At 71.7% G+C, this 11553-nt stretch carries 10 protein-coding genes; 4 read left to right on the top strand and 6 right to left on the bottom strand.

Features of this window, described 5'->3' with window-relative positions:
- The first annotated feature begins 15 nt into the window (after positions 1 to 15).
- Complete coding sequence (gene trxA / locus EV382_RS25260) at positions 16 to 339, top strand: thioredoxin (protein ID WP_130405814.1); 324 nt, start codon at positions 16 to 18, stop codon at positions 337 to 339.
- A gap of 170 nt (positions 340 to 509) precedes the next feature.
- The gene (locus EV382_RS25265; protein ID WP_130405816.1) at positions 510 to 1670 is read left to right on the top strand and encodes an N-acetylmuramoyl-L-alanine amidase; all 1161 of its coding nucleotides are present in this window, start codon (positions 510 to 512) and stop codon (positions 1668 to 1670) included.
- A gap of 37 nt (positions 1671 to 1707) precedes the next feature.
- Here the strand turns inward: EV382_RS25265 and EV382_RS25270 are convergent, their stop codons facing one another.
- The gene (locus EV382_RS25270; RefSeq protein WP_130405818.1) at positions 1708 to 2373 is read right to left on the bottom strand and encodes a GNAT family N-acetyltransferase; all 666 of its coding nucleotides are present in this window, start codon (positions 2371 to 2373) and stop codon (positions 1708 to 1710) included.
- A 295-nt stretch (positions 2374 to 2668) separates the two neighbouring features.
- Between EV382_RS25270 and EV382_RS25275 the strand changes: the two genes are divergently transcribed.
- Both EV382_RS25275 and EV382_RS25280 read left to right on the top strand, forming a co-directional pair.
- On the top strand, positions 2669 to 3982 hold the full coding sequence (locus EV382_RS25275) for an aminotransferase-like domain-containing protein (protein WP_130405820.1): 1314 nt from the start codon (positions 2669 to 2671) through the stop codon (positions 3980 to 3982).
- Between the two features lie 7 nt (positions 3983 to 3989).
- The gene (locus EV382_RS25280) at positions 3990 to 4991 is read left to right on the top strand and encodes a D-alanine--D-alanine ligase family protein (RefSeq protein WP_130405821.1); all 1002 of its coding nucleotides are present in this window, start codon (positions 3990 to 3992) and stop codon (positions 4989 to 4991) included.
- A gap of 94 nt (positions 4992 to 5085) precedes the next feature.
- Here EV382_RS25280 and EV382_RS25285 read toward each other — a convergent pair whose 3' ends face one another.
- From EV382_RS25285 to EV382_RS25310, 5 genes are all read right to left on the bottom strand, one after another.
- The gene (locus EV382_RS25285; RefSeq protein WP_425272001.1) at positions 5086 to 6060 is read right to left on the bottom strand and encodes a hypothetical protein; all 975 of its coding nucleotides are present in this window, start codon (positions 6058 to 6060) and stop codon (positions 5086 to 5088) included.
- A gap of 1368 nt (positions 6061 to 7428) precedes the next feature.
- Positions 7429 to 8445 (bottom strand): ParB/RepB/Spo0J family partition protein, encoded by a 1017-nt coding sequence (locus EV382_RS25295; RefSeq protein WP_130405825.1) that lies wholly within the window; start codon positions 8443 to 8445, stop codon positions 7429 to 7431.
- A gap of 27 nt (positions 8446 to 8472) precedes the next feature.
- A complete protein-coding gene (locus EV382_RS32910; RefSeq protein ID WP_130405827.1) occupies positions 8473 to 9798 on the bottom strand; it encodes a ParA family protein in 1326 nt (441 codons plus the stop codon).
- A gap of 256 nt (positions 9799 to 10054) precedes the next feature.
- On the bottom strand, positions 10055 to 10753 hold the full coding sequence (gene rsmG, locus EV382_RS25305; RefSeq protein ID WP_244236994.1) for a 16S rRNA (guanine(527)-N(7))-methyltransferase RsmG: 699 nt from the start codon (positions 10751 to 10753) through the stop codon (positions 10055 to 10057).
- A gap of 160 nt (positions 10754 to 10913) precedes the next feature.
- On the bottom strand, positions 10914 to 11531 hold the full coding sequence (locus EV382_RS25310; RefSeq protein ID WP_130405831.1) for a Jag family protein: 618 nt from the start codon (positions 11529 to 11531) through the stop codon (positions 10914 to 10916).
- Between the last annotated feature and the right edge of the window lie 22 nt (positions 11532 to 11553).

Here is an 11553-nt window from a genome sequence, read left to right on the forward strand (position 1 = left end):
CGGAGGAGGGGCATAGTGGGAACAACCAAGGCGGTCACGGACAAGAGCTTCGTCGCTGACGTGCTGCAGGCCGACAAGCCGGTGCTGGTGGACTTCTGGGCGGAGTGGTGCGGGCCGTGCCGCAAGGTGTCGCCGCTGCTCGAGGAGATCGCCCGGGAGATGGGTGACCAGGTCACCATCGTCAAGCTCAACATCGACGAGAACCCGGAGACCGCTCGGGCGTACCGGGTGATGTCGGTGCCGACGCTCACCGTCTTCAAGAACGGCGAGCCGGTGCAGTCGATCGCCGGTGCCAAGCCGAAGGGCGAGCTGGTCCGGCTCATCGAATCGGCCCTCTGACCAGCAGAAAAACCAACCGAACCCCGTACCCGCTCGCCGGGTGCGGGGTTCGACGTCTCCTCGGCCACGGCGTCGACGTATTTCTCGGCCCAGCCACCTCGCCGCCCCGGAACGCATAGCCTCAAGCCTGGGCCGCCCGGCCAGCCAGCGTCGTGCAGAGGGGGTCGTGCGTGCGTCCGATCCGACCCGGTGACCGGGGACCCGCGGTCACGGAGATCCGTACCGTCCTGACCGGCCTCGACCTGCTCGCCGCCGCCGGCCCACACACCGACGAGTTCGATCTCGACACCGAGCGGGCGGTCCGCGCGTTCCAGCAGTCGCGGGGGCTCAGCGTGGACGGCCGGGTCGGAGCGGAGACCTGGCGCGCTCTGGATGCCGCCCGCTGGCGGCTCGGCGCCCGCACCCTCTACCACGCGGTCCCCGAGCCGCTCAGCGGCGAGGACGTCCGGTCGTTGCAGGAACGACTGCTGGAGATGGGGTACGACGTGGGCCGCGCCGACGCGATCTACGGTGTCCGGACGTCGCGGGCGGTGGCCCAGTTCCAGCGCGAGGTCGGGCTCACCCCGGACGGCTCCTGCGGCCCGCACACCATGAACGCGCTGCGCCGCATCGGTCGCAAGGTGGTCGGAGGCCGGCCGCAGTGGCTCCGCGAATCCGACGCGATCCGGCAGTCCGGGCCGGCGCTGGTCGGCAAGACCGTCGTGATCGACCCGGGGCACGGAGGCACCGACCCCGGGATGGTGGTGCCCGACGGCTCACTGCGCTGGACGGAGGCGGACCTGGTGCACGACCTGGCCAGCCGGTTGGAGGGGCGGCTCGCCGCCTCCGGGGTGCGGGTGCAGCTCACCCGGGGCCCGTCGCCGGACAGTTGCCTGCCGGACACCGACCGGGCCCTGCTCGCCAACTCCCTCGGCGCCGACGTGTTCATCTCGCTGCACCTGGACGGCCACGCCAACCCGGAGGCGGAGGGTGTCGCCACCTACCACTACGGCACCGACAACGGGGTGTCAGCGACGGGTGAACGCCTGGCCGGGTTGGTGCAGCGGGAGATCGTCGCGCGCACCGGGTTGCGGGACTGCCGTACCCACGCCAAGACGTGGGAGCTGCTGCGACTGACGCGGATGCCCGCCGTCCGGGTCGAGGTCGGTTACCTCACCTCGCCGACGGACCGCGCCCGCCTTGTCGACCCCCGGTTCCGGGACCGGGTGGTGGAGGCGATCGTGGCCGCCGTGCAGCGGATGTACTACCCGATCGAACGAGACGTCCCGACCGGGTCGCTCGACGTCAGCGAGCTGCGCGCCGTCGTGACCGCCGGCACGGTGGTCGACTGACCCGCAGCCGGGCCGACGCTCACCGCGCGGTCAGCCGTCAGCCGTTGGTGGAGCGGGTGGCCGGGGCGGGACGGACCGGCCGGAGCAGGGTCTCCGGGCTCATCGACCCGAGCAGCTTCTCCAGCGCGTACTCGACGTCGGACTTCCAGCTCAGCGCCGTACGCAACTCAAGGCGCAACCGCGGAAAACGCGGATGCGGACGTACGGTCTTGAAGCCCACGGAGAGGAAGAAGTCGACCGGGGCGACGCAACCACCGGCAGGGTCGTCCGCGTCGCCGAACTTGGCGTCCCCGAACGCCTCGATGGCTTTGATCCCGCGTTTGGTCAGGTCCCGGGCGACACCCTGCACCAGCATCCGGCCCAGCCCGCCGCCGGCGAACGGGGCGACCACGTTGGCGGTCATCAACAGTGCCGCGTCCGCGGAGACCGGTGAGGTCGGGAACGCCATCGAACGGGGCACGTAGGCGGGCGGGGCGTACATCACGAAGCCGGCCGGCATGCCGTCGACGTAAGCGAGCTTGCCGCAGGAGCCCCACTCCAGCAGCGTCTGGGAGACCCACGCCTCCTTCTCCAGGCCCGGGTCGCCGGCAGCGCAGGCCCGGTCCGCGGAGACCGGATCGAGCTCCCAGTAGACGCACTGCCGGCACGGGAGCGGAAGATCCTCCAACGTGTCGAGGGTCAGGCTGACCAGACGTCGCGACATTGGCGCATCCCCACAATAGGCTCGGTGGTGAGACCGGCATGGAACGACAGCGCCGCCTTCCTGCCCCCGACGAGCGATCGTACGCCGCCGATCGGCGATACGGGAGGGGACTCGCAAACGCCCACCTCAGTGGGGGACGCCGAGGACGGTCCGCCATGTGGTCGATCTGCCTCGGTACGGCGGCGGCGGGGCTCTGGCGGACTAGGATCGACATTCGGTGTGCCCGTCGCCATGGTCAGCGGTGTGCGGGGTACCCGGGGGCGGGAACCACCCGAGCAGTGATCGAGGTGAGGTCATGACCGGCACGACACTCGACGACTACACCGACCGGTACGCCCGGCGGGTCCGCGGGATGACCGCCTCCGAGATCCGAGCATTGTTCGCGGTGGCCAGTCGTCCCGAGGTCGTCTCGCTCGCCGGCGGCGCACCGTACATCGCCGCGCTGCCTCTCGACGCGGTCGGCAAGATGCTCGGCCGGCTCGGCTCCGAGCACGGCGTGGCCACCCTCCAGTACGGCATCGGTCAGGGCACCCTCGAACTGCGCGAACGCATCTGCGAGGTGATGGCGCTCTCCGGCATCGACGCCGCCTGCGGCGCCTCACCGGAGGACGTGGTGGTCACCGTCGGCGGGCAGCAGGCGCTCGACCTGGTCGCCCGGCTCTTCCTCGACCCGGGCGACGTGGTGCTCGCCGAGGGCCCGACGTACGTCGGCGCGCTCGGTGTCTTCCAGGCCGCCCAGGCGCAGGTGGTGCACGTCCCGATGGACGCCGACGGGCTGATCCCGGAGGCGCTGGAGACGGCCATCGCCGACCTGGCCCGCGCGGGCCGACGGGTCAAGTTCCTCTACACCATCCCCACCTACCAGAACCCGACCGGCGTGACGCTCAGCGAGGAGCGCCGCGAGCGGGTGCTCGACATCTGCGAGCGCGCCGGCCTGCTCGTCGTGGAGGACGACCCGTATGGTCAGCTGGGTTTCGAGGGTGAGGCGCCAGCCCCCCTGCGGGCCCGCCGCCGCGATGGCGTCTTCTACCTCAGCACCTTCTCCAAGACCTTCGCCCCCGGGCTGCGGGTCGGTTGGATCCTGGCGCCGCACGCGGTCCGCGACAAGCTGGTCATCGCCAGCGAGGCGCAGATCCTGTGCCCCAGTGGCTTCGCCCAGGCCGCCGTGTCCACCTACCTGGGCACCATGCCGTGGCGGCAGCAGCTCAAGGTCTACCGCGAGGTCTACCGGGAACGCCGGGACGCCCTGCTCGACGCGATGGCCGACCTGATGCCCGAGGGCACCAACTGGACCACGCCGGCCGGCGGTCTGTTCGTCTGGGCCACCCTGCCGGACGGGCTCGACTCGAAGGCGATGATGCCCCGCGCTGTCGCCGCCCGGGTCGCCTACGTCCCCGGCACCGGCTTCTACGCCGACGGCACCGGCACCGGCGCGATGCGCCTCAACTTCAGCTTCCCGCCGCCAGAGCGGATCCGCGAGGGCGTCCGGCGGCTGGCCGGCGTGATGGAACAGGAGATCGCCATGCGCCGGGTCTTCGGTGCCGTGCGCGGCGCCGCCGGCCGACGCGGGCAGGCCGGCTCCGACGTGCCAGGGCCCGACTTGGCATGATGCCGGCATGGGTACGACCGCCGAGCACCTCCTCGTGACCGATTCCGCCGTCTCGGCCGACCTGCACGTCGTGGTGCTCGCGGGTGGGCTCTCCTACGAACGCGACGTGTCGCTGCGCTCCGGTCGTCGGGTGCTCGACGCGCTGCGCGCCGTCGGGGTGGAGGCCGAGCTGCGGGACGCGGACGTGGCGCTCCTACCGGCGCTCGCGGCCGACCCGCCGGACGCGGTGGTGATCGCACTGCACGGCGCCACCGGTGAGGACGGCTCACTGCGCGGGGTGCTGGATCTGTGCGACATCCCGTACGTCGGCTGCGACGCTCGGGCCTCCCGGGTCGCCTGGGACAAGCCCTCCGCCAAGGCGGTGCTCCGCGAGGCCGGCATCCCCACCCCGGACTGGGTGGCGCTCCCGCACGATCGTTTCTCCGAGCTCGGCGCGGTCGCCGTCCTGGATCGCATCGTCGACCGTCTGGGCGTACCCCTGATGGTCAAGCCGGCGCAGGGCGGGTCCGGGCTGGGCGCAGCGGTCGTCCGGGACGCCGCCGCGCTGCCCGCCGCGATGGTCGGCTGCTTCGCGTACGACTCCACGGCGCTGGTGGAGCGGTACGTGCCGGGGATCGATGTGGCGGTCTCCGTCGTCGACCTCGGCGATGGCCCGCGGGCGCTGCCGCCGGTGGAGATCGTGCCGCGCAACGGCGTGTACGACTACGCCGCCCGCTACACCGCCGGACGGACCACCTGGCACGCCCCGGCCCGGCTGGAGCCGGAGGTGGCTGCCACGGTCGCCGATGTTGCCCTCGCCGCGCACACCGCGCTCGGTCTGCGGGACCTCTCGCGCGTCGACGTGATCGTGGACGCGGCTGGCCAGCCGCACGTCCTGGAGGTCAACGTCTCGCCGGGCATGACGGAGACGTCACTGCTGCCGCTCGCCGTGCAGGCGGCCGGGCTGGACTTCGGCCGACTCCTCGGCACCCTGGTCGCCCGAGCGGCGGCCCGTCTCACCACTCACTGACCTACGCCGCCAGCCCATCGGTGCCGAGCGGCACCCGCCCGCCGGTCGACCATGAGGGTGGCCGGTCGAGGCCAGCCTCATGGTCAGATTCCGATCAGCGACTCGCGCGTGCGTCGGGTGGCTCACTGCCGTCGGTGCGCGCTACGCCCGGCTTGCCGGTGTCCTCGACGCCGATCGTGGGAACCGCGCTGCGGACGGCCACCCCGACGCCAGGGTCGTTGCCGGGGTTGGCGGCAGCCGGGTCGGCCGGATCCGAGGGGGTCTCGTTGGTGCTCCCGCTGGCGGCGTCGACGGCGGTGGGCGTCGCTGCCGGGCCGACGCCTGGTTCGTCGCTGGGCACCTCCGCCGGGCCGACCCGAGATCCGTCGGTGGGCGTTCCCGCCGTACTGGCGGTGGTGGCAGCCGGGCTGCCGGGCAGGGTGGCGGTCGATGCCGTCCGAGGGGGTTCAGCCGTCCGCTCGGTGACGGTGCCCGCCGTCGAGCCCGCGTCGACGCCCACGACCGATTCGACCGACGGCGACACACTGCCGGCGTCAGCAGACGCGGAGTGGGAGTCGAGCGCCGGTTCCGGAATCTCCGCAGCAGCCTCGATCACCGAGAACGCGTCCGCCGCTGCCGCTGCCTCCGCTGCTGCTGCGGCGTCCGCTGCTGCTGCGGCGTCCGCTGCTGCCGCAGCATCTGCGGCGGCGGACTGGGCCAGCAGGCTGGACGGTGCCTGCCACTGGATGCGGGGCGGCTCGGCGAGCGGGCGGCCACCGAACTCAGCGAGCCAGGCGGCGACCAGGGCCAGGTTCTCCCGCCACTGCTCCTCGGAAATCGGCGGCAGGATCGAATCCCACAGGGACAGGAACGTGCCCCGCAGTTGAAGACGCCCGTACGGACGGGCGAGGAACCACATGTGCAGATGGGCGGAGCCGTCGCCCCAGCGATTGACGTGCACCCGCGCCACGCCGTCGAGCGATCGGATGGCCCGCTCCAGACGTACCGTCATGACCCCCAACTCGGCAGCGAGCAGGTTCGGCAGATCACCGAGGTCGAGGTGCGTCCGTGACTCCAGGATCAACACCATGGGCAGACCGGTGGGTCGGTCCATCGCGCGGACCCGCCACCGCTCTCCCACCCAGATGTAGGCGTCGTCGGGCGCGTTGCAGGCGGTGCATTCCCGGAGACCCTCGCCCTTCCGGGGCGGTTCGACCGGGACCGGATCATCGAGTTGCTTCACGTGGAGGTCGCCCTCGAAGGGGAACGACGGCCACTGGGTGAAGTCCGGGACTGAGGGAGGGGTGTCGTGCACGACGCTGACCCTAACCGAGTCTGGCACCGCTGTCCCTACCTGTTTGAGCGGTCTCGGACCGCCGGATCGGGTCCCGTCAGCCGGCCCGGCCGACACGGTCCCGTCGGCGTCGAGAGGCGATATCCACAGCCTGCCGAGATCCTGAACACAGGCGGTCATCCACAGGCTTGCACCCGCTCCCACGCGCTGTTTCACGTGAAACGGGGGGTGCCTGTGGACAACCGGTGTGGATAACTTTTCGACCGGTCGCTCGTTGTCCGCAGCCGCCCGGATCGGCGGGTTCGATGGCCGCCGGGCTGGCGGGTCTGATGGCCGTCCGGGCCGGCGGCGGAGGCGCATCGCGTGACGCCTCCGGACGGCCTCAGCCGTCCGGTGTTCCGCCCCGCACGCTCCGCCCCGCACGCTCCGGACCGCCGAGAGAGATCGCAGCACCGATGTCGCCGGTCCGAGATGCGGCGGCGACTCCACGCCGGGCCACTCAGGACGGAAGGGCTTGTTCAACGCGCCAGCACGATCACTCGGTTTCACGTGAAACCGAGCCGCGCCGGGGCGCTCGGCACAGCCGGCGCTGGTTCCGCCGCTCGACTGGATTTGGCGAACCGCGGTGAAGGGCTCGCGGCCGAGGGGTTGGCTACCAAGGTGCGTTGCGCCCACTGAGCGGGCCGCTGACGCTTCACGCGGGGCAGGGGGTGGCTCAGGTCGACCGGGCAGTCCCGGAGCGTTCTGTGGGGCGCGTAGGGGATCACTGGGTCGCCTCGGCCAGCACTGCACCCCGCGCTCGCCGCCCCACGCCCGATGCCCCGCGCCCGATGCCCCGCGCCCGATGCCCCGCGCCCGATGCCTCGCGCCCGATGCCCGCGCTCGTCGCCTCACCCTCGCTCGCCGCGCCGCCCCCTTGCCCAACCGCGCCTCTTGCCCACCGCGCCCCTTGCCCGCCAGCCCGCCACGCGCTCGTACGCACCCGTCGGCGATCGCCCACCCGCAATCCCCCAGCCGGGCACCACCCAACCGTCCGCCTTCGCGGTGAACCGGTCCGTCCGCCAGAGCCGTGACGGTCGGCTGTTTCACGTGAAACGGGGCGGCCCGGAACGCAGAACGGCCGCGCCCCCTGCGGGTAGCGCGGCCGTCGGCGAACGGGCGGGGTCAGTCGCCGTTCTCCTCCTCCTGCTGCACGCCGATGATCCCGACGATCCGCTCAAGGTCGTCGACCGTGGCGAACTCGATCGTGATCTTGCCCTTGCTCCGGCCGATGTCCACCTTCACCCGGGTGTCGAACCGGTCGGACAACCGGTCGGCGAGATCGGTCAGGGCCGGCGCGTGGGCCTTGGGTCGCCGCTTCGCGGCCTGCCCCTTCGCCGGCCCGTCGTTCAGTGTCAGGGCCACGATCTCCTCGGTCGCCCGAACCGACAGCCCCTCGGCCACGATTCGCAGGGCCAACTGCTCCTGCGCCTCCGCCTCGTCGAGGCTCAGCAGGGCGCGGGCGTGCCCCGCCGACAGGATGCCGGCGGCGACCCGGCGCTGCACCTGCGCGGGCAGATTCAGCAGTCGGATCGTGTTGGAGATCTGCGGCCGACTCCGACCGATCCGCCGGGCCAACTCCTCGTGGGTGGCCCCGAACTCCTCCAGCAGCTGCTGGTAGGCCGCTGCCTCTTCCAGCGGGTTCAGATTGGCCCGGTGAATGTTCTCCAGCAGCGCGTCGCGGAGCATGGCGTCGTCGCGGGTGTCCCGGACGATCGCCGGGATGCTCTCCCGCCCCACCGCCTGGGCGGCCCGCCAGCGCCGCTCGCCCATCACCAGTTCGTACTTCTCGTCGTCGAGTTGGCGAACGACGATGGGCTGAAGGAAGCCGACCTCCTGGATCGAGGTCTTCAGCTCCTCCAGCGCCTCCTCATCGAAGACCTGGCGGGGCTGCTTCGGGTTGGGCATGATCGCGTCGACTGGGATCTCGGCGAATCGCGCACCAGGCACCGGGCTGAGCACGGGCTCCGGTTCGCGGACCGGCGCTCCGGCGGGCACCGCGGGAACGGCGACGGTGCTCGCCTCGGCCGCGTGCTCGTTCTCCGGCTCGGCCGTCGCGGTGCCCGCGGCACCCGGCGCCGGCCCGGTCGGGATCAGCGCCCCCAGGCCCCTACCCAGACCGCCCCGAGGACGGTTCTTCATGCCACGCCTCCCAGCGACTCGTCCGCACTACGCATTCCGGCCCACCGGCTCCTTGACGCCCCGCTCGGCGATTTCCTGAGCGGCCTCGAAGTAACTCGTGGCACCCCGCGAACCGGGATCGTAGGTCATCACCGACTGGCCGTAGCTCGGTGCCTCGGAGACCCGGACGTTGCGGGGGATGACCGCCTGAAGAACCTTGTCGCCGAAGTGGTTCCGGACGTCCTGCTCGACGGCGTCGGCCAACCGGGTGCGACGGTCGTACATGGTCAGCAGGATGGTGGAGACGTCGAGCTTCGGGTTGAGGTGCTGGCGTACCAGGTTGATGTTGTTGATCAGCTGGTTGAGCCCTTCCAGCGCGTAGTACTCGCACTGGATCGGGATCAGCACCTCCTGCGCGGCAACCAGGGCGTTGACCGTGAGCAGACCGAGCGACGGCGGGCAGTCGATGAAGACGTAGTCGAACTCGCCCGGGTACGCGGCGATCGCCCGGTCCAGGCGCGACTCCCGGGCCACCACCGACACCAACTCGATCTCCGCGCCGGCCAGGTCGATGGTCGCGGGTACGCACCAGAGGTTGGGGATGCCCTCGACCGCCTGTGCCACCTCGGCCAGCGGCACGCTGTTGATCAGGCAGTCGTACACGTCGGGGATTCCGGTGTGGTGCGGGACGTTGAGCCCGGTCGAGGCATTGCCCTGCGGGTCGAGGTCGACCACGAGCACCCGGTTGCCATGCAGGGCGAGCGCCACCGCAAGGTTGACGGTGGTGGTGGTCTTACCCACGCCACCCTTCTGGTTGGCGACGCACATGACCCGGGTCCGGTCCGGCCGAGGCATGGTCACCTCGCCACTGGGATTCAGGATCTGCACGGCGCGCATCGCCTCCATAGCCAACGGTGGGTCATCCTCTTCGCGCGTCGGGGTTTCACGTGAAACGTACGTGGGGTCCGCCGCCACGGCCGCCAACGACTCGGTCGAAGCGACCGGCACGTCGACGACCACCGGCGTGGCATCCCGAACGACGGCTGCGGTGGGTTGGTGCGGGACCGCCGGCTCGAAGCGGACCGCCGAGGCGGTGTTGCGGCGACCGGAGGTCGGCCGCACCTCGGCGGCGTTGACCGGCCGACTCAGCGCCTCCGGCGACCGACGAGCACTCGCCGGCTCCGGAGTGGTTGAGCTCTCCGGCCGACCAGAGCCCGACGGGGGGTCGAGCGCGGCCGGCGGATCGCTGTCCGTAGGTCGGGTTGATGGCCCGGTCGCGCTGGGCGACCAGCTGGGGTAGTCGGTTTCACGTGAAACGGGATCACTGGTCGACCCGGTCACGCGTGGATCGTCATACCTGCCGTCGTCATGCACCTGTCATCCCTGCCCGCTTCGGATGGTCGGTCCGCGCCCCGGTCAACTTGGCCGCATCCACGCCCGCATCTCAGAGCGTACGGCCCACGAGAGCGGTCGGAGACCCGCGACGTCCGTCACCCGCTCCACACTATCGACGCGCGGTCAGCCTACGGCGGACGGGCGCGGCCGGTCCACGTCGGGTTCTCATCCCCTCGTCCATCCGTACCGGTACAACGAGGCAACCCACCGGCCGGAAGCCCGGTGGCGCGACGTGTCAACCTCGGCGGGGGCGGCCACTCCGGGCGCGCTTCTTGGCGGCCGGGCGGGGTGGGCCGATCATCCGCTCCCGCACGATCTCCACAACTGTGGTGGGCGGGTCGATCACCCCGACGCCGCAGAGCTCCACGGTCGGCTGGCCGCCGCCGAGCCGCGCCACCACCTCGGCGTGCTCCTCGATCTCGGCTGCTGCGGACGAGCCCTTGAGCGCCAGCAGCCGGCCACCGCGAACCGCCAAGGGGAGACTCCAACCCGCCAGTCGGTCCAGGGGGGCGACCGCACGCGCGGTCACCACGTCTCCGCTGATCGGCTCCCGACCGCTCGATCCGCTGGCTGCCTCGTCGGCCCGGCCGCGGAACACCCGTACCGACCTGGCCAGGCCAAGTCGCTCGACCACCTCGATCAGGAACGACGTCCGTCGGGCGAGCGGCTCGATCAGGGTGACCGTGAGGTCGGGGCGGGCGATGGCCAGCACGAGACCCGGCAGACCAGCGCCGGAGCCGACGTCGAGCACCGTCGCGTCGGACGGGATCCGCTCGGCGACCGCAGCGCAGTTGAGCAGGTGCCGATCCCAGATGCGGGGTGCCTCCCGGGGGCCGATCAGCCCGCGGACCACCCCGTCGGTGGCCAGCAGTTCGGCGTACGCGGCGGCCAGGTCGAGACGATCACCGAAGAGGGTCAGCGCGGCCGGCGCCAGCTCCGGCGGTAACGCCGCATCGGTCGCGGCCGGGGCGGTGTCGCGCCCGGTCGACTCCGCGTCGAGGTCGGCGGTGGCGGGGTGGACAGCGGACGGCCCGGGCGGCGTGCCGCCCGGGCCGGACACGGCGTCAGCCGTGTTGTCGTCGTGGGTCACCCGGTCAGTCCGCCGGCCGTACGACGATGCGCCGGTTCGGCTCGACGCCCTCGGACTCGCTCGCCACACCGGACATGGCGTTGACCACGTCGTGCACGCACTTGCGCTCGAACGCGGACATCGCCTCCAGGCGGACCGGCTCGCCGTACTCCTTGACCTTCTCGACGGCGTTCTTGGCGACCGCGGCGAGTTCCTTGCGGCGGTTCGCCCGGTAGCCGCCGACGTCGAGCAGCAGACGGCTCGGCGTACCGGTCTGCCGGAAGACGGCAAGGCGGGTCAGCTCCTGGAGCGCCTCCAGGGTGGCACCACGCTGACCGACCAGATTCTGCAGCCGCTCACCGACCACCTCGACCATCGGACGGCCGGCGGCGACCAGCTCGTCGATGTCGCCGTCGTAGTCGAGGATGTCGAGCAGGCCCTCGACGTAGTCGGCGGCGATCTCGCTCTGCCGGAAGAGGTCGCCCTCGCCCACCGCCTTCTTGGCCCGGGTGCCAGCGGCGGTGTCGGTGTCGTCGTCCACCTCGGCGTCGTCGGCGTCGGTGTCGTCGTCGTTCACCGCGAGCGCGGGGGTCTCCTCCTCGTCCAGGGGCTGCTCGGCGCGGGGGATGCTGGTCTCGGTCACGGTCTCATCTCCGTAATCGCTC

The organism is Micromonospora violae, assembly GCF_004217135.1.
Lineage (GTDB): Bacteria > Actinomycetota > Actinomycetes > Mycobacteriales > Micromonosporaceae > Micromonospora > Micromonospora violae.